This window comes from Senegalia massiliensis, assembly GCF_009911265.1.
In the GTDB taxonomy this organism is placed as follows: Bacteria; Bacillota; Clostridia; order Tissierellales; family SIT17; genus Anaeromonas; species Anaeromonas massiliensis_A.
This window is the reverse complement of sequence record NZ_QXXA01000004.1, coordinates 343,922-366,691: the sequence shown is the minus strand read 5'-3', so window position 1 is coordinate 366,691 and position 22,770 is coordinate 343,922. Positions and strand designations below refer to the sequence as shown.

At 28.7% G+C, this 22,770-nt stretch carries 18 protein-coding genes and 1 other annotated feature; of the genes, 14 read left to right on the top strand and 4 right to left on the bottom strand.

What is annotated here, in order from left to right; translation table 11 throughout:
* The first annotated feature begins 89 nt into the window (after positions 1–89).
* The 4 genes from D3Z33_RS04040 (at position 90) to D3Z33_RS04025 (ending at position 4,444) form a co-directional block, all read left to right on the top strand.
* Positions 90–1,409 (top strand): APC family permease, encoded by a 1,320-nt coding sequence (locus tag D3Z33_RS04040; protein ID WP_160196494.1) that lies wholly within the window; start codon positions 90–92, stop codon positions 1,407–1,409.
* A 70-nt stretch (positions 1,410–1,479) separates the two neighbouring features.
* Positions 1,480–1,729: a binding site (T-box leader), on the top strand.
* 120 nt (positions 1,730–1,849) lie between these two features.
* On the top strand, positions 1,850–2,374 hold the full coding sequence (locus tag D3Z33_RS04035) for a tryptophan transporter (protein ID WP_160196493.1): 525 nt from the start codon (positions 1,850–1,852) through the stop codon (positions 2,372–2,374).
* Positions 2,375–2,421: 47 nt separating this feature from the next.
* Positions 2,422–2,694: an acylphosphatase gene (locus D3Z33_RS04030; protein ID WP_201750421.1), complete on the top strand. Its 273-nt coding sequence runs from the start codon at positions 2,422–2,424 to the stop codon at positions 2,692–2,694.
* Between the two features lie 277 nt (positions 2,695–2,971).
* Positions 2,972–4,444: a glycine betaine uptake BCCT transporter gene (locus D3Z33_RS04025; protein WP_160196492.1), complete on the top strand. Its 1,473-nt coding sequence runs from the start codon at positions 2,972–2,974 to the stop codon at positions 4,442–4,444.
* A gap of 52 nt (positions 4,445–4,496) precedes the next feature.
* Here D3Z33_RS04025 and D3Z33_RS04020 read toward each other — a convergent pair whose 3' ends face one another.
* Complete coding sequence (locus tag D3Z33_RS04020) at positions 4,497–5,162, bottom strand: TetR/AcrR family transcriptional regulator (RefSeq protein ID WP_160196491.1); 666 nt, start codon at positions 5,160–5,162, stop codon at positions 4,497–4,499.
* 170 nt (positions 5,163–5,332) lie between these two features.
* Here D3Z33_RS04020 and D3Z33_RS04015 point away from each other — a divergent pair, with 170 nt between their 5' ends.
* From D3Z33_RS04015 to D3Z33_RS04005, 3 genes are all read left to right on the top strand, one after another.
* Entirely contained in the window at positions 5,333–6,658 is a 1,326-nt protein-coding gene (locus D3Z33_RS04015; protein WP_160196490.1) for a glycine/sarcosine/betaine reductase component B subunit, read from the top strand.
* An 11-nt stretch (positions 6,659–6,669) separates the two neighbouring features.
* On the top strand, positions 6,670–7,980 hold the full coding sequence (grdH, locus tag D3Z33_RS04010) for a betaine reductase selenoprotein B (RefSeq protein ID WP_160196489.1): 1,311 nt from the start codon (positions 6,670–6,672) through the stop codon (positions 7,978–7,980).
* A gap of 63 nt (positions 7,981–8,043) precedes the next feature.
* Positions 8,044–9,558, top strand: a complete 1,515-nt coding sequence (locus D3Z33_RS04005) for a glycine betaine uptake BCCT transporter (protein ID WP_160196488.1) — start codon at positions 8,044–8,046, stop codon at positions 9,556–9,558.
* 16 nt (positions 9,559–9,574) lie between these two features.
* Here D3Z33_RS04005 and D3Z33_RS04000 read toward each other — a convergent pair whose 3' ends face one another.
* Both D3Z33_RS04000 and D3Z33_RS03995 read right to left on the bottom strand, forming a co-directional pair.
* Positions 9,575–10,144 carry a xanthine phosphoribosyltransferase gene (locus tag D3Z33_RS04000; RefSeq protein WP_160196487.1) on the bottom strand — a complete coding sequence of 190 codons (570 nt, stop codon included), beginning with the start codon at positions 10,142–10,144 and terminating at the stop codon, positions 9,575–9,577.
* Positions 10,145–10,257: 113 nt separating this feature from the next.
* A complete protein-coding gene (locus D3Z33_RS03995; RefSeq protein ID WP_160196486.1) occupies positions 10,258–11,538 on the bottom strand; it encodes a peptidoglycan-binding protein in 1,281 nt (426 codons plus the stop codon).
* Between the two features lie 276 nt (positions 11,539–11,814).
* Between D3Z33_RS03995 and D3Z33_RS03990 the strand changes: the two genes are divergently transcribed.
* The gene (locus D3Z33_RS03990; protein WP_160196512.1) at positions 11,815–13,122 is read left to right on the top strand and encodes an alanine/glycine:cation symporter family protein; all 1,308 of its coding nucleotides are present in this window, start codon (positions 11,815–11,817) and stop codon (positions 13,120–13,122) included.
* 39 nt (positions 13,123–13,161) lie between these two features.
* Here D3Z33_RS03990 and D3Z33_RS03985 read toward each other — a convergent pair whose 3' ends face one another.
* On the bottom strand, positions 13,162–14,184 hold the full coding sequence (locus D3Z33_RS03985) for a pirin family protein (RefSeq protein ID WP_160196485.1): 1,023 nt from the start codon (positions 14,182–14,184) through the stop codon (positions 13,162–13,164).
* A 120-nt stretch (positions 14,185–14,304) separates the two neighbouring features.
* On the opposite strand from D3Z33_RS03985, the gene D3Z33_RS03980 reads away from it, so the two are divergent.
* The 6 genes from D3Z33_RS03980 (at position 14,305) to ssnA (ending at position 22,650) form a co-directional block, all read left to right on the top strand.
* On the top strand, positions 14,305–14,700 hold the full coding sequence (locus tag D3Z33_RS03980) for a nitroreductase family protein (RefSeq protein ID WP_160196484.1): 396 nt from the start codon (positions 14,305–14,307) through the stop codon (positions 14,698–14,700).
* 153 nt (positions 14,701–14,853) lie between these two features.
* Positions 14,854–15,291 (top strand): MarR family winged helix-turn-helix transcriptional regulator, encoded by a 438-nt coding sequence (locus D3Z33_RS03975; RefSeq protein WP_160196483.1) that lies wholly within the window; start codon positions 14,854–14,856, stop codon positions 15,289–15,291.
* Between the two features lie 14 nt (positions 15,292–15,305).
* Positions 15,306–17,531 carry an ABC transporter ATP-binding protein gene (locus D3Z33_RS03970; protein ID WP_160196482.1) on the top strand — a complete coding sequence of 742 codons (2,226 nt, stop codon included), beginning with the start codon at positions 15,306–15,308 and terminating at the stop codon, positions 17,529–17,531.
* Positions 17,528–19,378, top strand: coding sequence for an ABC transporter ATP-binding protein (locus tag D3Z33_RS03965; RefSeq protein WP_160196481.1), 1,851 nt, complete (start codon positions 17,528–17,530; stop codon positions 19,376–19,378). Before D3Z33_RS03970 ends, D3Z33_RS03965 begins: the two co-directional genes overlap by 4 nt.
* A 118-nt stretch (positions 19,379–19,496) precedes the next feature.
* Positions 19,497–21,263 (top strand): sigma-54 interaction domain-containing protein, encoded by a 1,767-nt coding sequence (locus D3Z33_RS03960; protein ID WP_160196480.1) that lies wholly within the window; start codon positions 19,497–19,499, stop codon positions 21,261–21,263.
* A 64-nt stretch (positions 21,264–21,327) separates the two neighbouring features.
* The gene (gene ssnA, locus D3Z33_RS03955) at positions 21,328–22,650 is read left to right on the top strand and encodes a putative aminohydrolase SsnA (RefSeq protein ID WP_160196479.1); all 1,323 of its coding nucleotides are present in this window, start codon (positions 21,328–21,330) and stop codon (positions 22,648–22,650) included.
* The last annotated feature ends 120 nt before the right edge of the window (positions 22,651–22,770 follow it).

Below are 22,770 nucleotides of genomic sequence, written 5' to 3'. Positions count from 1 at the left end.
ATTTGCTGTTATGAATATTTCCAAGATCAAGTAACAGATAGAGAAAAAATAGTTACAGAATATAACTTTAATTAAAAAAGGTAGATTATATGAGAAAAAGACTCAATAGAATAGATATATTAAGTTTAGCATTAGGTTCTATTATTGGATGGGGTTCCTTTACACTTCCAGGGTCAAAATTTCTCCATGAAAGTGGTATAATTAGTACGGCCATCGGCTTCATACTCGGTGGCCTTTCTATTATTTTTATACAAAAAGGTTATCATATAATGATGGATAGAAATGATGAAGATGGTGGAGAATTTTCATATACTTATAATAATATGGGTAAAGCTAATGGCTTTATAGTTGGATGGTCTTTAACTTTATGTTATATAAGTATGATACCCCTTAATGCTACAGCATTTGTATTAGTAATCAAAAAATTATTTGGAACAAGTATAGAATTTTTATATCTTTATGAAGTAGCAGGTTATCCTGTTTATTTATCAGAAATATTAATATCTAGTTTTATAATTATTTTATTTGCTTTTATAAATATTAAAGGATTACGAGCAAGTTCAAGAGTTCAGAATACAATGATTTTATTGTTAGTATTAAATGTTATTATTATATTTAGTGTAATGATTATAAAAGTTGATCATAATATAATATTAGAGAATTATATAGTAAATTATAAATTTAGCATGAGTGAAGTTGCTAAGATTTTAGCTATTGTTCCATTTTTATTCGTAGGATTTGATGTTATACCACAGGTATCAACAGACTTGAATTTTGAACGTACAAAAGCTACTAAAATAGCTATAATTGCTATATTTACAGGAGTGCTTTTTTATAATTTATTAAATATAACTACAGGATTAGTATATACTTCTGAAAAAGCTTTGTTAGAAGAATGGGCTTTAGGCTCTGCTGTGTTAGATAATATAGGGAATATAGGATTTTTATTATTAGTTATTTCCTTAATGGGAGCAGTAACAGGAGGTATAAATGGATTTATGCTAAGTAGTAGTAAGTTGATAGGAGCTCTTGCTAAATATAAACTTATATCTGATAAATTTAATATGAGAAATAAAAATGGAGTATTTGAAAAGTCTATTAAGTTTGTAGCTATTGTAAGTTTAATTGCTCCTTGGTTAGGGCGTGAAGTAATAATATATATAGTAGATATGTCTTCCTTATTAGCTGCTATAGCATATTTTTATGTATGTTATATAGGATATAAAACTACAATAGGCATTGATAGAATATTATCAATAATAGGAGTATTAATTAGTTTAATATTTATGGCATTATTAATAATACCTGGTTCTCCAGGCAAATTGAGCAATCCATCTATATTAATGATGATATTATGGATGGGAATTGGATTTTTATATTATAAAAAATATTCAACGGAAATGAAGTAAAATATTTATTAATGTATTAATAGATATTTACTTTAATTAATATATATGATAGAATGATACAAATAAAATATTAAAATCAATGATTAAGAAAAGTAGTTAAAATAAATTTATTATAGCGAGTCGAAGTTGGTGGGAGTTCGATATAAATTTTTTAATGAATGGTCTTATGAGATACAAGGTGAAATTCTATTAAAGTATCCTTAGTCGGGAATTCCCGTTAAAGAAAAAAGATATCGAATAACTTTCTGTATCTGTAAAGAGAGATAGTTTATACTATCTAATTTGGGTGGTACCGCGGAATAAAACCTTTCGTCCCTTTTATAGGAGACGAAGGGTTTTTTTAATACATAAATTTAAGGAGGTGAATGGTATGATTTGAACTTTTGATAGTGATGAATATGATTGGTATAACAAAATAAAATTAAAAGGAGATAATTACAATGAATTTAAGAAAAAATATATTTATAGCTTTATTACTTGCCATAGGTTTTATTATGCATCAAATTGTACCAGGCACCCTTGGGAGCATGAAATTTGATTTAATGTTATCCTTTATATTTGTAGCATTGATGATAAATAAGGATTTTAAAAGTACAATAGTTACAGCATTACTTGGTGGAATAATTACTGCTATGACAACTACTTTTCCAGGTGGTCAAATAGCAAATATAGTGGATAAAATTATAGCTTCATTAGCAGTTTATTTTTTAATCTATTTATTGGCTAATGTAAAAATGGGTCAAATAAAAATTGGAATAATAGCCTTTATAGGAACTGTTGTAAGTGGAAGTGTGTTTTTATATACTGCATTATTTTTAGTAGGATTGCCTGCACCATTTATGGCATTATTTTTATCAATAGTAATACCTACATCAATAACTAATATATTTGTAACAATAACTATTTATAATATTGTTAAAATGGCTTTAAAGGTTACAAAGTTAGATTTAGCTATGGAAATATAAGTTTTAATATTATATCCATTGGGTATTTTAATTATGAGGTGAGCATAATGAAAAGAGTAAATATAGAAATTTTTGGTAGAGTACAAGGAGTAGGATTTAGGTATTATAGTACTCAAAAAGCTAATAAATTAAATATATCTGGTTGGGTTACAAATAGAATTGATGGAAGTGTAGAAATAGATGCTCAAGGTGAAGAGAAAAGTATAGAAAAATTTATAGAATGGACTAAATCTGGACCTTCTTATGCAAGGGTTGATAATATAAATATAAAAGAAAAAGAAATAAAGGATTTAGAGAATCATGAATTTAATATTAGGTAAAAAGTATCGCTAAAAGCGATGCTTTTTTATTGTCTATTACTAAGGTAAACTTTACAATTGTTATTTAATATGATAAGGTGTTAATCAGTGCTTATAATCGTGATTATATTTGTTAGTTTTTAGATAACATTACTTATTGTAAGTAATGGAAGTATATAGTGAATTATATTAAGAAATAATAAAATATAAAAAATCTACTAATTATTTAAAGTAGATTTTTAAATAAAAAGATCTAAATCGTAGATCTTTTTATTTGCAGTTTTTTAAGGAGGGTTTTATGAGAAAAAATAATCAAGTTTATGTTATTTCATTAATTATAGTTATAGGATTTTCATTATTGGGAATAGTTTCTCCAAAGAGATTTGGGAATATTGCAAATAATGTATTTTCATTTTTAACAGAAAAGTTTGGATGGTTTTATTTAATAGCAATGTTTTTCTTCGTAGTATTTGTATTAATTTTGGCATTAAGTAAATATGGTAAAATTAAATTAGGTGATGATGATTCAAAGCCAGAATATAGTTATATATCTTGGTTTGCAATGTTATTTTCAGCTGGTATGGGTATTGGACTTGTATTTTGGGGAGTAGCAGAACCTTTAAATCATTTCCTGAGTCCTGTAGGACTAGATGCAGGAACACAAGAAGCCGCAAACTTTTCAATACTTTCATCATTTATTCACTGGGGTATTCACCCTTGGGCTGCTTATACAGTGATTGCAATGCCACTAGCATATATGCAATTTAGAAAGAAAAAGCCAGCATTGATTAGTAGTATTTTCATACCTATATTAGGGGAAGAAAGAGTAAAAGGACCTATTGGAAAGTTTATAGATATTCTTGCTATATTTGCAACAGTATCAGGAGTTGCAACTTCTTTAGGCTTAGGAGTACTTCAAATTAATGGAGGTTTAAATTACCTATTTGGAGTGCCTATAAATAACTTAACTCAGATAATTATAATAGTTACTGTAACTGTATTATTTATGATATCGGCCATTACAGGATTAAATAAAGGAATATTAATTTTATCAAATGCAAATATAATTTTAGCTGCTATACTCATGGTTCTTACACTTCTATTAGGGCCAACTCTTGCAATAGTAAATATGTTTACTAATAGTATAGGTGCATTTTTATCAGGATTTGTAAGGGAAAGTTTTTTAATTAATTCTTTTAGTGAAAATAATTGGTTAGGTACATGGAGAATATTCTACTGGGCATGGTGGATTGCATGGGCTCCTTTTGTTGGCTCATTTATAGCACGTATATCAAAGGGAAGAACTATAAAAGAGTTTATTTTAGGGGTTTCATTAGTACCAGCACTTGGTTCGTTTTTATGGTTTGCAATCTTTGGAACAACAGCAATGAATTTAGGAACTGAAATAGCTGCTGAAGCTGTTCAAGTAACAGAAACAGCATTCTTTGTAGTAATGGAACACATACCTTTTGGAAGCATTATATCTTTTGTTACTATCTTACTTCTTTCTACATTTTTTATTACATCTGCAGATTCTGCTACATTTGTACTAGGGATGATGTCAAGGAATGGAAGTCTATACCCTAAAACTCGTATAAAAGTCACATGGGGAGCAATACAATCAATAATGGCATTTGCACTTATGTTTTCTGGCGGATTAAAAGCATTACAGACCAGTTCAATAGTAGCTGCGTTTCCATTTGCTATGGTAATGATAATAGGAGCATTTTCTTTTCTTAAAGCTTTAAGAAAAGAAGATATAAAAGAGTAGAATTGAAAATAAGGTATTACTTTAATTAAAGTAATACCTTATTTTTTATTATTTAAAAATAAAAATCATAGTCTTTTACTAAAAAGTTTTTAATAGTTAATTTAAAATAATTCATAGTATTTTCCATAGCATCTTTATATGTGATTTTATCATTTAATATTCTATTAAACATGCCTTCAAAAATGATTAAAATAATATCATTTAATATAGGGGTATCTTTAGCCTCTAGATAACCTTCACTAAGACAGTTTTCTAATAATATCATAGATCTATCATCAAGATTACTTGTTATGAGCATTTTTTGTATAATAATATTATTATCCTTTAATTCTTCAGGGAAAAATTCATAATATTTATTCATATAGTGACTTATTTCTTTATTTAAATTTGGAAAAAATATTGCATTATATATTTGGGGTTCACTATAAGCATAATTACAAAAATGTTCCCATACTTTTAAAAATCTATCCATAGAATTTTCAGATTCTTTTAGATAATTACTTAAACTTCTAGTGTATTTATTCAAATATTTCATAGCTCCAAAAAAAATTAAATGATCTAGATTTTCAAAATAATTATATAATGTAGCACTATTATATCCTGCTAAATTTGCAACTTTTCTTAAAGAAATATTTTCTATTCCATCTTTTCGTATAAGTTTATTAGTCGCATTAATAAAATCACTCATTACTCTGTTACGTTGCATTTCTTTATTCATATATTCCTCCATTTCTTTATAATAATGGTAGCATAAAATAAAAAAAATCACAATATACTTTATTAATTTTAAAAGTTAAAAATAATCAGAAAATATCATTGTTAAATAATCACGATTATGTTAATATATATATTAACAAATATAATCTTGATTAATTAAGGGGTGAAGATGTGAAGTTAGAAATTGGTAATTTTAATGTTAAAGATGTTGTATTTGGAAATAAAACTAGTTTTAAAGATGGAATACTCACAATTAACAAAGATGAAGCTATTAGATTCATAAAAAAAGATGAACACATTACAGCTGTAGATCTAGAAATTGCAAAGCCAGGTGATAACACAAAGATAGTTCCAATTAAAGAGGCAGCAGAACCAAGAATACGTCCAGATGGTAGAAGTACATTTCCTGGCGTAACAGGAGAAGTAGAGATGGCTGGAAGTGGTAGAGTACATGCATTAAAGGGATGCAGTGTATTAGGAGTTGGTATGCATTATGGAAGCTTTGGAGATGGACTAGTTGATATGAGCAAAGAAGGAGCAAAATATACTTTATTCTCAGAGTTAATTAATATTTGTATAGTAGCAGATACTGATGAGGAAGAAGAAAGATTTGAACAACAAAAAAGAAATACTGCTATTAGAATTGCTACTCATAAATTTGCTGAATACTTAGGCAATACAGTAAAAGAAATGGAACCAGAAGAGATAGAAACTTACGAATTAGCACCTATAGTTAAAAGAAAAGAGGATTTAAACAAACTACCTTCTGTAGTTCTAGTAATGCAACCACAATCACAAATGGAAATAATGGGGTATAATGCTAGAGTTTATGGATGGGACATGAATAAATATATACCAACTTTCATGCATCCAAATGAAATTTTAGATGGTTCTAATATTTCAGGTAGTTTCATGCCTTCATCATCAAAATGGTCAACTTATGACTTGCAAAATTTTCCTACCATAAGAGAGTTGTATAAAGAACATGGTAAAAGTATAAATTTCTTAGGGGTTATAATGTCAAACTTAAATGTATCCTTAGAACAGAAAAAGAGATCATCTATATTTGTTGCACAAATGGCTAAATCATTAGGTGCAGATGGAGCTATAGTAACTGAAGAAGGATATGGAAATCCTGACGCTGATTATATTTTATGTTTAAGAGCTTTAGAAGATGTAGGAGTAAAAACTGTAGGTATAAGTAATGAAGCGACTGGAAGAGATGGTGCTAGTCAACCACTTGTATCATTAGATGAAAAGGCAGATGCATTAGTATCAACAGGTAATGTATCACAACTAATAGAACTTCCACCAGCAGATAAAGTAATAGGGGATTTGAAAGCGCTTTCAAGAGATGGTTTATCTGGTGGATGGTCATATGATGAAAATCTTGGACCTTCAGTACGAGAAGATGGTTCCGTAATAATGGAAAACAATGCAATGTTCTGTGGAGATAGAATTGCAGGTTGGTCAATTAAAACTATGAAAGAATTTTAGGAGGTGTCATCATGAAAAAGGCAATACATTATATTAATCAATTCTTTGCAGGGATAGGTGGAGAAGAAAAAGCAGATTATAAACCAGAAATAAGAGAAGGGCTAGTGGGTCCAGCTCTTGCATTAAATGGATTAATTGATGCTGAAGTAATATATACAGTGATTTGTGGAGATAATTATATAGCTTCAAACACAGAAGAGGCTGTAAAAGAGATATTATCTTTCTTAGAAGATAAAGAATTTGATATTTTTATAGCAGGACCGGCTTTTCAAGCAGGAAGGTATGGAGTAGCTTGTGGCACTATATGTAAGGCTGTAAAAGAAAAATTTAATGTTCCAGTTTTAACCTCTATGCATATAGAAAATCCAGGAGTAGAAATTTTTAAAAAAGACGTTCATATTTTTAAAGGTGGAAAATCTGCTGCTAAATTAAGAAAAGATATAAAAATTATGACTAACTTTGCAAATAAATTATTAAATAATGAAGAAACAAAATCAGCAGAAGAAGAAGGATTCTTCAAAAGAGGTATAAGGGCACAAGTTTGGCTAGAATCAGGTGAAACTGCAGCTCAAAGAGGCGTAGAAATGTTAATTAAAAAATTAAATAATGAACCTTATCAAACAGAACTTCCTATTCCTAATAAAGATTTAGTGCCAATAGCAAAACCTATAAAAGATTTATCAAAAGCAAATATTGCTTTAGTAACATCAGGGGGTATAGTACCAGTAGACAATCCAGATAGAATACAATCAGCTTCTGCCACTCGTTGGGGAAGATATAATATATCAGATTTAGATAGATTAGAACCTGGAGTATTTAAGACTATACATGCTGGATATGATCCTACAGCTGCTGATGCAGATCCAAATAGAGTTGTACCAGTAGATACAATGAAAGCATATTTAAAGGAAGGAAAAATAGGAAAACTTCATAAATATTTCTATAGTACAGTTGGAACTGGAACTACTCAAGCAGAAGCTAGTAGAATGAGTAAAGAAATGATTGAAAAATTAAAAGAAGATAATGTAGATGGAGTTATATTAACTGCTACCTGAGGCACTTGTACACGTTGCGGTGCAACAATGGTAAGAGAAATTGAAAGAGCAGGAATACCAGTAGTAGAAATGTGCAATTTAATACCAGTAGCAGAATCTGTAGGGGTAAATAAAATAGTACCTACAATATCTATTCCATATCCATTAGGAGATCCTAATACAACTGAAGAAGAACAGTGGAAATTAAGATTCCATAGAGTGGGAGTAGCATTAGATGCTCTTACTATAGATATAAAAGAGCCAACAATTTTTAAAGTAGAAATCTAAAAAACATTACGACATATAAAGTATAATTATACTTTATATGTCGTAATTAAAAAGGAGATTATTATGGAGAAAAAAGATAATCATGTTTATTTTATTTCATTATTTATAGTTTTAGGATTTTCACTATGGGGTATAGTTTCACCTAATTCATTTGGAAATATAGCGAATAATGTATTTTCTTTTTTGACAGAAAAATTTGGTTGGTTTTATTTAATGTCAATGTTTTTCTTTGTAGCATTTGTATTAACTTTAGCATTTAGCAAGTATGGAAGGATTAAACTAGGTGATGATGATTCAAAACCAGAATACAGTTACATATCTTGGTTTGCAATGTTATTTTCAGCTGGGATGGGTATTGGACTTGTATTTTGGGGGGTAGCAGAACCTTTAAATCATTTCCTTAATCCTGTAGGAGTAAGTCCAGGGACGCAAGAAGCAGCAAATTTTTCGATGTTTACATCTTTTATACATTGGGGTGTACATCCATGGGCAAATTATGCTGTTGTAGCTATGCCTCTAGCATATATGCAATTTAGAAAGAAAAAACCTGCATTAATTAGTAGTATTTTTATACCTATATTAGGAGAAGAAAGGGTAAGAGGCCCTATTGGAAAGTTTATAGATATTCTTGCTATATTTGCTACAGTTGCAGGTGTTGCAACTTCTTTAGGATTAGGAGTTTTACAAATTAATAGTGGCTTAAATTATTTATTCGGAGTGCCTATAAATAATTTAATTCAAATAATAATTATAGTTACTGTAACTATTTTATTTATGGTATCTGCTATTACAGGATTGGATAAGGGAATTTTATTTTTATCTAATTCAAATATAACTTTAGCTTCTATATTGATGATTCTAACTCTTATATTAGGTCCTACACTTGCGATAATAAATATGTTTACAAATAGTATAGGTGCATTTTTATCTGGTTTTGTGAGAGAAAGTTTTTTTATTAATGCATTTAGTGATAACAGTTGGATAGGCGGATGGAAAATATTCTACTGGGCATGGTGGATTGCATGGGCTCCTTTTGTTGGCTCATTTATAGCACGCATATCAAAGGGAAGAACTATAAAAGAGTTTATTTTAGGAGTTTCATTAGTACCAGCACTTGGTTCATTTTTATGGTTTGCAATATTTGGAACAACAGCAATGAATCTAGGTACTGAAGTAGCAACTGAAGCAGTTAAAGTAACGGAGACAGCTTTATTTGTAGTGATGGAACATGTGCCTTTAGGAAGTATAATATCATTTGTTACTGTATTACTTCTTTGTACATTTTTTATTACATCTGCAGATTCTGCTACATTTGTATTAGGAATGATGTCTAAAAATGGAGACTTGAATCCACCAACAAATACAAAGATAATATGGGGAGCTATTCAGTCAATGATGGCATTTGCACTTATGTTTTCTGGAGGATTACAAGCATTACAGACTAGCTCAATAGTAGCTGCATTTCCATTTGCTATGGTAATGATATTTGGAGCTTTTTCATTCTTGAAAGCTTTAAAAGAAGAAAATATTAATAATATTAATAATATAAATAAGAATAAAGTTAAAAATATAAGTTAAGAAAAAGGCATTACTTTTATCCAAAAGTAATGCCTTTTTTTGTTATTTGTTCTACTATAGCTAGACTTTTTAAATTATAACCATTTTCTCTGAGATAAGTTCCTCCTGATTGAAATCCTTTTTCTATAACTATTCCAATGCCTTTAATTGTAGCACCACTTTGATCTATAATATCAATAAGTCCTTTCATTGCATTACCTTGTGCTAAAAAGTCATCTATAACTAGAAGATTATCTTCTTTATTAAGATATCTTTTGCTTACCATTACATTATACTCTTTTCTTTTAGTATAAGAATAGACCTTTCCTTTGTAAATATTTTTATCTAGATTTAGACTTTCAGATTTTTTTGCAAAAACTACTGGAACTTTAAAAAATAATGCTGCCATAGCAGCTATCGCTACACCACTTACTTCAATTGTAACAATTTTAGTTATATTTTCATTTTTAAAATAATTATAAAATTCTTTACCTATTTCATATAGGAATTCTGAATCAAGTTGATGATTTAAAAAGCTATCAACCTTAAGAATATTACCTTCTCTTGTTTCACCTTTAGACAGAATCATTTGTTTTAATTTATCCATTTTTTCGTCCTCTCTTATATAAGTATTTAAAACATACTATAACAAAACTGTTTCTAAAAATCAATAAAAATTAAAAAAGCATCGCAAAAGCGATGCTTTAAATATTCAATATATTAATAAACTCTTCTACCGTATGCATAGTGTGAACCCCAGTAATTACTATTTAAACTTGCAATAGCAATTCCTTTTGAAGAAGTAGCACTTATAAACATATCATTTCCTAAGTATATACCTGTATGACTTGGACCAGGTTTATAAGTACCTTCAAATATAACTAAGTCTCCAGGTTTTAAATTGTTTCTACTTACTCTAGATCCATTATTAGCTTGACCTACTGAACTACGAGAAAGACTTATACCCAATTTTCTATATACATATTGTGTATAACCTGAACAATCAAAACCTGATGGAGTAGAACCAGCATAACGATAAGGTACTCCTAAGTACTTTTTAGATTCATTTATTATGTTTTGAGTTAATTTGTCTCTACTACTATTATTTGTATTACTTCCAGTTGAGCCACCACGATTTGGTAATTCACCATTCAACGCTTTGTTGATTGTTTTTATAGTATTAGGTCCAGCATATCCATCTACTGCAATATGAGCAGCTCTTTGGAAATTCCTTACAGCACTTCTTGTACCAGAACCGTAAATACCATCTATACCTGAACTATAATAATTCAATTTATCAAGTGCAGATTGTAATGATTTTACATCTTGCCCTCTAGAACCATATTTTAATACTCTTTTGTAAGTTAAAAGTCCAGTATTATTACTTGGTTTTTGATCTGGTGCTGGATTAGATGGGCTGGTGTTTCCACTTAAAGTATTTTTTAAGTACTTATAAGAATTAGGACCGAAGTATCCATCCACACTAATTCTTTGTGATCTTTGGAAATTCCTTACAGCACTTCTTGTGCCAGAACCAAAAATACCATCTATACTTGAACTATAATGTCCTAATGATTTAAGTATAGATTGTAATGATTTTACATCTTGACCTCTAGAACCATATTTTAATACTCTTGTATAGTTAAATAGTGAAGTATTAGTATTTGTAGAGTTTGAACTAGAATTTGTTTTGTTTATTTTATTATTTAATGCTTTTGAAGTGTTAGGGCCAAAATAACCATCAACTTTTAAACCATTTGCCCTTTGAAAATCCCTTACTGCATTTTCTGTAATATATCCGTAATATGTTGTTGTCCCATTATAATTCATATGTCCTAAGTCTTTTAGGTGTTGTTGCAATACTTTAACATCAGCATCACGCATTCCTCTTTTTAAAAGCTGATCTCCTAATTGTGCATTAGCAGGTAATCCCATTGCTAAAACGGCCATAAGTGTTAAAGTTGCTACTGTACTTTTTAAAGCATGTTTTTTTAATGCCAAAACATACGCCTCCTTTAATAGTTTTATATCTTGATTATCATTATATAATATAATAGTAACAATTGAAAGGGTTTTCTGTAATTAAATTGTAATATTTCGAAAAAGTTTTATTTTTAAGCTTTAGATTGTTTCTTTTTGAAGGTTTTTGTAACTATAAAGATATAATTTTAACAAACGTTTTCTTACGTTTTTATTAAATATACAACTTATAAAAAATTGGAGGGATTTATAGTGGATATTATTGAAATTATTAATGGTTTTCTATGGGGGCCAGTAATGTTAGTTGCATTACTCGGGACAGGTATTCTTTTTACTTTTAGGTTGAGATTTATTCAAGTTACAAAAATCAAGTCAATATTTAAGGAAGTATTTAGTAAGCCAGAAAAGGAAACAGAAGATGTTGGTATGTCAGCTTTTCAATCGCTTTCTACAGCTATAGCAGCACAAGTTGGAACAGGAAACTTAGCAGGAGTTGCAACAGCTATAGCAGCAGGAGGACCTGGAGCAATATTCTGGATGTGGATTAGTGGATTCTTTGGTATGGGAACAATATTTGCAGAAGCAGTTTTAGCTCAAACATATAACAGAAGTATAAATGGAGAATTAGTTGGAGGACCTGCATATTACTTAAGATATGGCTTAAAAAGTAAATTTTTAGCAGGATTTTTCTCAATTTCAATTATATTCGCTCTTGGATTTATGGGAAGTATGGTACAATCCAATTCTATAGGACTTGCAGTAAATAATGCTTTTCCTATTCCTAAAATAGTTATTGGAATCATAGTAGCAGCTTTAGCAGCATTAATATTATTAGGTGGAGTAAGTCGTATAGCTTCATTTACAGAAAAAGTAGTTCCATTTATGGCGGCTTTATATATATTAGGTGGTATAGTAGTTTTAGCAATTAATTATTCGGAGATATTACCAGCACTTAAAATGATTGTGTGGGGAGCATTTAATCCTCGTGCTGCAACAGGAGGATTTATAGGTGCAACTGTAAAAGAAACTTTAAGATATGGTGTTGCAAGAGGATTATTTTCAAATGAAGCAGGTATGGGTTCAACTCCTCATGCCCATGCAGTAGCTAAAGTAGATCATCCAGTACAACAAGGATATGTTTCTATGTTAGGTGTTATAGTTGATACTGGAATAGTTTGTACTATAACAGCTCTTGTAATATTAACTACTGGTGCATTTGAAACTGGTCTTACAAGTTCTGAATTAACTCAAGAAGGATTTAGATTAGGATTTAGTAATTTTGGTGATTTTGGATTACAATTTATAGCCGTAGCATTATTTTTCTTTGCTTTTTCAACTATAATAGGCTGGTACTTTTTTGGAGAACTTAATATAAAATATTTATTTGGAAAAGGTGGAGTAAAATATTATAGAGCATTAGTTCTTATATGTATAGTGGTAGGAACATTATTAGATGTAGAACTTGTTTGGGCATTAGCAGATATGTTTAATGCTTTAATGGTAATTCCTAACCTTATAGCTCTTGTTGGGTTATCAGCATTAGTAGTTAAGGCAGTAAATGAGTTTGATTCAAAAAAGAAAAATAAAAGTCAGAATATAAGTTAATCTAAATAATAATCTGCCTTAATATATTAAGGCAGATTATTATTTTTTAGGATAAACTATATTTTCTTTGCTATATTTTGCAAATCTTTCTTTTTCCTTTGGGTTAACAGGACCTTCTTTTTCCCAAGGCCATCCACCAAAATGATTTTTTTCATAATCTCTATAAGCTTCATGTATTTCTTCCATAGAGGTCATCACAAAAGGCCCATAATTAACTACTTTTTCTCCAATAGGTTCTCCTTCTAATAGTAGAAGGTAACTATTTTCATCACCATTAGTTACTTTTATTTGTTCATTTCCATTAAGGTTAATGGTTTTTGGGTTTTTTATTTCAGTACCATCAATATATATATTTCCACCTTTATATAGATATAATTTTCTATTTAAAGTAGAAGAAATCTTTGGAATATCTATACTTGAATTTGGTTCCATATTAATTATCCAAATGTTTACATTATTATTTTTATCATTTGCCCAAGAGTCAGGATTTGGGTCTAGTGAATTAGTATTTTTATATGATCCAGATATTACTTTAATATATGCTATATTGCCATTTTCATTTATTTCCTTAACTATAGGTATATCTTCATTCCATAACATTTTATAATGTGGTTCTACAAATTTATTTTTACGTGGCAAATTAAGCCATATTTGAAATAATTCTAATGTGTTTTCTTTATCATCATAAACTAGAGGAAACATTTCAGCATGTTGCATACCTTTACCTGCAGTCATCCATTGCACATCTCCATTACCATATCTTCCAGTTAAACCTGCTGAATCAGAATGATCAACAAAGCCTTTCAAAACTATTGTAATAGTTTCAAATCCCCTATGTGGGTGTACTGGAAATCCAGGAACATCTTTTCCATAATACATTTTAAAATTACTATTAAAATCAAAATCTTCACCTAGATTTTTATGTTCTAATTTTTCTTTTTTGACTCCCATTTTCCCATTACCTTTAGGATAATGATCTAAATGGTGCATTCTTATAATAAAGGGATCACCTACTTCATCTCTAAAACTAAAATCTTTGATATCTAATATTTTTTGACCCATATTTATCCCCTTTCCATATTTTAAGTTCTTATATATATTTTATACCTTATACATACTATTTAAAACAATATAATAAGGGTAATATATTAAATAGTAATAAAACAAATTGGAGTGGTTGTGATGGAAAGACAATTTAATTACGATGTAATGAAGGTTATTAAGGAGAGATGGTCTCCTAGAGAATTTAGTAATGAAAAAGTACCACTTGAAGATTTAAAAGCTATGTTTGAAGCTGCTAGATATGCACCATCTTGTTTTAATGAGCAACCATGGAGATATATTGTAGCTTATGAAGATAATGATGTAGAAATATTAAGGGAATTATTAATGAAAGGAAATAGTTGGGCAAAAAAAGCACCTGTACTTGCAATTGCAATTTCTAAAAATACATTTAAACGTAACAATAAAAAAAATAATTATAATAAATTTGATACAGGTACTTCATGGGGATTTTTATCTTTAGAAGAAGTTATGATAGATATTAATTTCTTTAAAGAGAGAAATGAAAATACTTAAATATCATATTTTATAAATTTTATAATTAATAAAAAACTCCTAAATAGGAGTTTTTTTTATGAAAAATGTTGACAATTAATAATAATAAGGATAGAATATATTTCGTATACTAAATATTGCTATACGAAATAGTTTTAAAGATGAGGTGTATTAATGAAAAATAATGGAATAAGTATAGTTAAATTATTAAAAAATGTAATGGATACTATGAAACGTAATATAGAAGATGAATTTAAAGAAATGAATTTGACAGGACCACAAGGTATGCTTATAGGAATATTGAGCAAATATGAAGAGATGAAAATAAGTGATATAAGTCAAAAAATGGGACTTTCAAATAGTACAGTTTCAGGAATAGTAGATAGAATGGAAAAACAAGGATATATTGAGAGAATCAGAAGTAAAGAGGATAGAAGAGTTGTTCATGTAAAGATAACACCTTCTTTTAAAGAGAAATCTAAAAATCATTTTTCTAAAGTTGAAAATAAAATAGATGATATTATAAAAAATGGTACAAAAGAAGAAATTGAAAAAATATATGAAGGACTTGAAACCTTAAAAAAAGTATTAGATAGAAATGAAAAAAAGTAAGGGGTTGAAATATAATGACTAAATTAGCTAAATATCTTAAACCATTTAAGATGTTAATTATATTTGCGGTTATTTTCTTATTTATTCAAGCTATGGCAGAACTTTCACTTCCTGACTATATGGCAGATATAGTTAATAAAGGTATTCAACAAGGTGGTATTACAGAAGCTACTCCAGAAGCTATGAGAAAAAGTTTGATGGATAAAATAAAAATATTTATGAATGAAGAAGAAAAGAAAGAAGTATCAAATAATTATATTTTTATTGATGAAAGCAATAAAAATTATGATGATTATTTAGAAGAATATCCAAATTTAGCTGAGTCATCTATATATGTATTGAAAGATATAGATGATGAAAAAATTGAATACTTAAATAGTATTATAGGTAGAGCACTTGTAACTGTATCAGGTATAGAGCAAATTCAAAATAATGCTAAAGGTGGAGTAATAGAATTTAATGGTACAGAGATACCAGCTGATACTGATATATATGATATAATTGAAAATTTACCAACTAACCAAAGGCAAGAAATAGATAAACAAATGAATGAAAGAATAGACGCATTAGGTGAAGATATGTTAATTCAATCTGCAGTAGGAGCAGTTAAAGCTGAGTATTCAGCTCTTGGTATGGATGTAGATAAAATCCAAACTAATTATATTTTAAAAGCAGGATTAAAGATGTTATTAGTAGCTTTAATAAGTGCTATTAGTATTGTAATAGTTGGATTTTTAGCCTCAAAAACTGCAGCAGGACTTGCACGTAATTTACGATATGATGTTTTTACTCATGTAGAAAGATTTTCTATAAGAGAATTAGATAAATTTTCTTCATCATCCCTTATTACAAGAACTACTAATGATATAACTCAAATACAAAATTTAATTGTAATAATGATAAGAATGGTATTTTTTGCTCCAATCATGGGTATTGGTGGAGTAATAAAAGCTATAGGTAAAAGTGCTTCTATGTCTTGGATTATAGGGGTAGCTGTAATAGCTTTATTAGGTTTAGTTTCTATTTTAATTATAGTAGTGATGCCTAAATTTAAGATAGTACAAAAACTAATTGATAAACTTAATTTAGTTACACGTGAAAATTTATCAGGTATGATGGTTATAAGGGCATTTAGTAATCAAGAATTTGAAGAAAATAGATTTGACAAAGCCAATAAAAAGCTTACAAATACAAACCTTTTTATAAATAGGGTAATGGCATTAATGTATCCTGCAATGATGCTTATAATGAATGGAGTCACTATACTAATAGTATGGGTAGGAGCTCATAGGATTGCTGATGCAAATATGCAAGTTGGGGATATGATGGCTTATATGCAATATGCAATGCAGATTATTTTTGCATTTTTAATGATGTCTATGATGTTCATACTTATTCCAAGAGCTTCTGTTTCAGCTAATCGTATAGTAGAAGTGTTGGATACTGAGTTAGAAATAAAAGATCCTGAAAATCCTAAAGAATTTGATAATTCGTTAAAAGGAGTAGTAGAATTTAAAAATGTATCTTTTAGATATGATGGAGCAGAAGAAGACATGTTAAAAAATATAGACTTTGAAGCATTACCAGGTGAAACTACAGCTATAATTGGTTCTACTGGTTCTGGTAAAACTACTCTTTTAAATTTAATACCAAGATTTCAAGATGTAACAAGTGGTGAAATACTTGTAGATGGTGTAGATATAAGAAAAGTATCTCAACATGATTTAAGGGAAAAAATAGGTTATGTTCCTCAAAAAAGTATATTATTTAGTGGTACAATTGAATCAAATTTAAAATATGGAGATGAAGATGCTGAAAAAGAAGATTTAATAAAAGCGGCAGAAATTTCTCAATCAATGGAATTCATTAAAGAAAAAGAAGAAGAGTTCAGATCACCAATTTCTCAAGGTGGTTCTAATGTATCTGGTGGACAAAAACAGAGACTTTCTATAGCAAGAGCCCTTATGAAAAAACCTGAAATATTTTTATTTGATGATAGTTTTTCAGCGCTTGATTTCAAAACAGATTCTGCTCTTAGGAAAGCACTTAATGAAAGAATAGAAAATAGTACTATTATAATAGTAGCACAAAGAGTTGCAAGTATAATGAATGCAGAGCAAATAATAGTATTGGATGAAGGAGAAATTGTAGGAAAAGGAAAACATAGGGAATTACTTAGAAACTGTAAACCTTATAGAGAAATAGCTGAATCCCAGCTTTCAAAGGAGGAATTAGCATGAGAGAAAAGAAACCAAAGCATCAAGGGCCTATGAAAGGTGGTCCTCATGGAATGATGAAAGGTGGAGAAAAGGCAAAAGATTTTAAAGGTACTATGAAAAAGTTAATTAATTATTTGAGTGTATATAAGATTTCAATTATAATAGTAATCTTATTTGCTATAGCAAGTACTATATTTTTAATAGTAGGACCTAAGATACTCGGGCGTGTTACTACCAAGCTTTTTGAAGGGATTGTATCAAAAATTGCAGGTACTGGTAGTATAGATTTTATTTACATTAGAAATACCATTTTATTACTTTTAGGGTTATATGTAATAAGTTCATTATTCCGTTATGTTCAAAACTATGTAATGTCTGGAGTGTCTATGAAGGTTAGTTACAAACTGAGGAAGGATATATCAAAAAAAATAAATCTTATGCCACTTAAATATTTTGATACTACAAGTAAAGGTGAAGTATTATCTAGAGTTACTAATGATGTAGATACTTTAAGTCAGACACTTAATCAAAGTTTAACTCAAATAATTACCTCAGTTACCACTATAATAGGTGTACTCATTATGATGATTAGTATAAGCTGGATAATGACTTTAGCTTCTCTTATTACTATACCTATTTCTCTAATTCTTATAATGACTATAGTAAAGAAATCTCAGAAATTTTTTAAACAGCAACAAGATTATTTAGGTAATGTGAATGGTCATGTGGAAGAGATGTATAGTGGACATATTGTAGTAAAAGCATTTAATGGAGAGGAAAAAAGTATTAATGAATTTAATAAAAGAAATAAAAGACTTTATGGAGCTGCATGGAAATCACAATTTTTAACTAGCATTATGATGCCACTTATGAATTTTGTGGGAAATATTGGATATGTAGTAGTAAGTATATTAGGTGGTTATCTAGCAGCTAAAAGAACTATACAAGTTGGAGATATTCAAGCATTTATACAATATGTAAGGCAATTTACACAACCTATTTCTCAAGTAGCAAATATTTCAAATATACTCCAACAAACTGCAGCTTCTGCAGAGAGAGTATTTGAATTTTTAGAAGAAGATGAGGAAATAAAAGAAACTACAACTCCTGTTAATTTAGAAAAAGTAGATGGAAGAGTTACTTTTAATCATGTTAATTTTGGATACAATAAAGAAGAAACAATTATCAATGATTTTTCAGCTGACATAAAACCAGGACAAAAGATAGCTTTAGTAGGACCTACTGGTGCTGGTAAAACTACAATAGTAAAACTTCTGATGAGATTTTATGATATAGATGAAGGTGAAATTTTAATTGATGGTCATAATATAAAAGATTTTACTAGATCTGATTTAAGAAGAAAATTTGGAATGGTACTTCAAGATACATGGCTTTATAATGGTAGTATAATGGAAAATATAAGATATGGTCGTCTTGATGCAATAGATGAAGAAGTTATAGCAGCAGCAAAAGCAGCACATGTAGACAGCTTTGTTCACCATCTTCCAAATGGATATGATATGATATTAAATGAAGAAGCTACAAATGTATCCTCAGGTCAAAAGCAACTTATTACAATTGCAAGAGCAATATTGAAAGATCCAAGAATTTTAATACTTGATGAAGCTACAAGTTCTATAGATACTCGTACTGAAATTCAAATTCAAAAGGCAATGGATCATTTAATGAAAGATAGAACTAGTTTTATTATAGCTCATAGGTTATCAACTATACGTGATGCTGATTTAATATTAGTTATGAATCAAGGTGATATTATAGAACAAGGAAGCCATGATGAGCTATTACAGAAAAATGGATTTTATTCAGAATTATATAATTCTCAATTTAAAAAAGATGAAGTTAGTTAATAAAAAATCCGAGTATAATCGGATTTTTTATTTTGTTTAAATATTTGTTTGGATATAAATTGTAATATATAATGTAGTTATAAAAATATCTATTAAATTCTTTAAAAGGATGATGAAGATGAATCGTAGACAGTCAAAGCTAAGCCTTATTAGAGACGTTGTAAAGAAATATGCAAATGTAGTTGCAAATGTTCTTGGAGTTGATGTTGAAATAGTTGATAAAGATTTAAATAGAATAGCTGGAACTGGAATATTTAAAAAAAGAGTAGATGAAAATATATTAGGAGAAGCTTATGTTTACCAAAATGTACTAGAAACTGGTCAATATAAAATAATTGAAAATCCTGGAGAACATGGTTTATGTGAAAGGTGTGTAAATAAAGGAGGTTGTAGTGAAGAGTTGGAATTAAGTGCACCAATAAAGCTTAAAGATGAAGTGATAGGTGTTATCGGTTTAATTTGTTCAAATACTGTACAAAAACAAATAATACTCTCTGAAATTGATTTACAACTTGAATTCTTATATCAAATATCAGATTTTATAAGCTCTAAAGTATACGAATATATGGAAAACGAAAGAAATAAATCAGTTATAAATGTTCTTACAAATATTATAGATAACGTTGATAAAGGTATAATTATGACAAGTGAAGAAGGTCAAATTTCACATATGAATGATAGTGCAAAAACTCAACTTCACATAAAAACTAATCAAAATATTGAGAATATAGAATTTGTTTCAAAAAATGAATTTATTATGGGGAAAGAAGAATATACTATTAAAATAGGGGATATGAAGTTTGATCTTTTAGGTAATCTTATAAGTCTTCCTTCTGTTATATCTAACTATAATAAAGTATTTATGTTTAATAGAATAAAAAAGATGAAATCAGAAGCTTATGCTTTAACTAATGCACATAGGACGATTACTACTGACGCCATATTAGGAAAATCTAAATATACTAATGCTTTAAAAGAAAGAATAAAAAAGTTTTCAGATTCGAAATCTACTATACTTATCACTGGAGAAAGTGGAACAGGAAAGGAACTTATAGCAAGAACAATTCATTCGGAAAGTAATAGAAGTGATAAGCCATTTGTAGCTATAAATTGTGGGGCAATACCAGATGAGCTTTTAGAGTCAGAATTATTTGGATATGTAAAGGGAGCTTTTACAGGTGCAAATTCAAATGGAAGAATGGGAAAATTTGAATTGTCAAATGAAGGAGTTATATTTTTAGATGAAATTGGTGATATGCCGTTGCATCTTCAAGTTAAGATATTAAGAGTACTTCAAGAAAGAAAGGTTACTAGAATAGGTTCAAATAAGCCTATAGATCTTGATATAAGGGTTATAGCTGCAACAAATAAGGACTTAAAAGAATTAATTAAAAAGAATAACTTTAGAGATGATTTATATTATAGATTAAATGTAATACCTATTAATATACCACCATTAAGAGAAAGAATAGAAGATATTGAAATAATAATGGAACAGAAGATAAAAAAATATAATTTATTATTTGAAAAAGATGTTGAAGGAATTGCAGAAGATGCAAAGAAAATTTTACTTGAATATCCTTGGCCAGGAAATGTGCGTGAACTTGAAAACACTTTAGAGTATATGATAAATCTAGCTGATAATTATAACATATTAAAAAAAGAGATGATACCTGAAAATATAATGAATTATATCCAAAATAGAGATATAGGAAACGAAATAGAAACTATAAAAAAACTCAAAGATGTAGAAAAAGATTATATCATAAAAGCCCTTGATATTTATGGTTGGGATACAAAAGGAAAGAAAATGGCATCTAAAAAATTAGGAATAGGAATAGCAACACTTTATAGGAAACTTGATGAAAGTAAATGTCAAAAATAATGGCATGAATTTTGCTTTATAATTATTGTAGAATTTAAAATTAATATTATAGGAGGTTTTTTTCTTGTTTATTATAGGTAATGGTAGAATGATCACACAAAGCAAAAGTAATCCTTATTTAGAAGATGGAGCAATAGTTATAAAAGATAATTTAATTCATGACATAGGTAGTACAGAACATATAAAAAGTAAATATCCAGATATAGAATTTATGGATGCAAAAAGAAGAATTATAATGCCTGGTATGATAAATACTCATATGCATATTTACAGTTCATTTGCTCGTGGTATGAATACAGAAGAGTCTAAGAATTTTGTAGAAATACTTGAAAATTTATGGTGGAAACTAGATAAAACAATAACACTTGAAGATGTGAAATATAGTGCTTATGCTACTTATATAGATTGTATTAGAAATGGAACAACAACAATATTTGATCATCATGCAAGTGAAGGTGCAGTAAAAAATAGTTTGTTTACAATAGCAGAAGTGGCAAAAGAATTGAATGTTAGAAGTAATCTTTGTTATGAAGTTACAGATAGAGATGGTGAAGAAATATTAGAAGAAACAATAGAGGAAAATATTAATTTTATAAAATATACTAAAGAAAATAAAGATGATATGCTAACTGCTATGTTTGGACTTCATGCATCCATGACTCTTTCAGATGATACACTTCAAAAATGTAGTCAAGCTATAGAAGGGTTAGATACTGGTTTTCATGTCCATGTAGCTGAAGGAATAGAAGATCAATTTGATTCACTTAAAAAATATGGTAAAAGAGTAGTGGAAAGATATAATGACTATAATATGTTAAGTGATAAAACAATAGCAGTCCATGGTATTCATACAAATAAAAGAGAATTAGAAATTCTAAGAGAAACTAATAGCAATGTAGTTCATAATCCTGAAAGTAATATGGGAAATGCAGTAGGAGCAGCACCTATAATTAAAATGATAGAAATGGGAATAAACATGGGTCTTGGAACAGATGGATTTACAGCAGATATGTTTGAATCTATGAAAGTAGCTAATCTCTTAGCAAAGCATCATTTATGTGATCCTAGAGTTGCTTGGAGTGAAGTTCCAACTATGCTGTTTGAAAACAATAGAAAAATAGCTGAGAAATATATTTCTAAGCCTATAGGTATATTGGAAAAAGGAGCATTAGCTGATGTTATAGTAATTGATTATACACCTCATACTCCTATTAATAAAAATAATTATAATGCACATATATTATTTGGAATAATGGGAAGAAGCGTAGATACTACAATTATAAATGGAAAGATAATCATGAAGGAAAGAAAGATATTAGTAGCAGATGAAGATGAGATATTACAAAAATCTAGAAACTTAGCAAAAAATATGTGGAGTAGAATTTAAAAATAAAATTATCAAAATGATAATAAAAATAAAAGGAAATCCTTTTCATAGCTAAAAGTCAAGCTTAAAGGAAATTATTATCAAAATGATAACTATTTATCAAATTGATAATAAAAAAAC

What these genes read in the sequence shown, in the direction of transcription:
- D3Z33_RS04040 (WP_160196494.1), top strand. Translation starts at nt 90, where the DNA reads ATGAGAAAAAGACTCAATAGAATAGATATATTAAGTTTAGCATTAGGT.
- D3Z33_RS04030 (WP_201750421.1), top strand. Translation starts at nt 2,422, where the DNA reads ATGAAAAGAGTAAATATAGAAATTTTTGGTAGAGTACAAGGAGTAGGA.
- D3Z33_RS03975 (WP_160196483.1), top strand. Translation starts at nt 14,854, where the DNA reads ATGAAAAATAATGGAATAAGTATAGTTAAATTATTAAAAAATGTAATG.
- D3Z33_RS03985 (WP_160196485.1), bottom strand. Translation starts at nt 14,184, where the DNA reads ATGGGTCAAAAAATATTAGATATCAAAGATTTTAGTTTTAGAGATGAA.
- D3Z33_RS04000 (WP_160196487.1), bottom strand. Translation starts at nt 10,144, where the DNA reads ATGGATAAATTAAAACAAATGATTCTGTCTAAAGGTGAAACAAGAGAA.
- D3Z33_RS04020 (WP_160196491.1), bottom strand. Translation starts at nt 5,162, where the DNA reads ATGAATAAAGAAATGCAACGTAACAGAGTAATGAGTGATTTTATTAAT.
- D3Z33_RS03990 (WP_160196512.1), top strand. Translation starts at nt 11,815, where the DNA reads ATGTTAGTTGCATTACTCGGGACAGGTATTCTTTTTACTTTTAGGTTG.
- D3Z33_RS03960 (WP_160196480.1), top strand. Translation starts at nt 19,497, where the DNA reads ATGAATCGTAGACAGTCAAAGCTAAGCCTTATTAGAGACGTTGTAAAG.
- D3Z33_RS03965 (WP_160196481.1), top strand. Translation starts at nt 17,528, where the DNA reads ATGAGAGAAAAGAAACCAAAGCATCAAGGGCCTATGAAAGGTGGTCCT.
- D3Z33_RS03970 (WP_160196482.1), top strand. Translation starts at nt 15,306, where the DNA reads ATGACTAAATTAGCTAAATATCTTAAACCATTTAAGATGTTAATTATA.
- D3Z33_RS03980 (WP_160196484.1), top strand. Translation starts at nt 14,305, where the DNA reads ATGGAAAGACAATTTAATTACGATGTAATGAAGGTTATTAAGGAGAGA.
- D3Z33_RS04025 (WP_160196492.1), top strand. Translation starts at nt 2,972, where the DNA reads ATGAGAAAAAATAATCAAGTTTATGTTATTTCATTAATTATAGTTATA.
- D3Z33_RS04035 (WP_160196493.1), top strand. Translation starts at nt 1,850, where the DNA reads ATGAATTTAAGAAAAAATATATTTATAGCTTTATTACTTGCCATAGGT.
- D3Z33_RS04005 (WP_160196488.1), top strand. Translation starts at nt 8,044, where the DNA reads ATGGAGAAAAAAGATAATCATGTTTATTTTATTTCATTATTTATAGTT.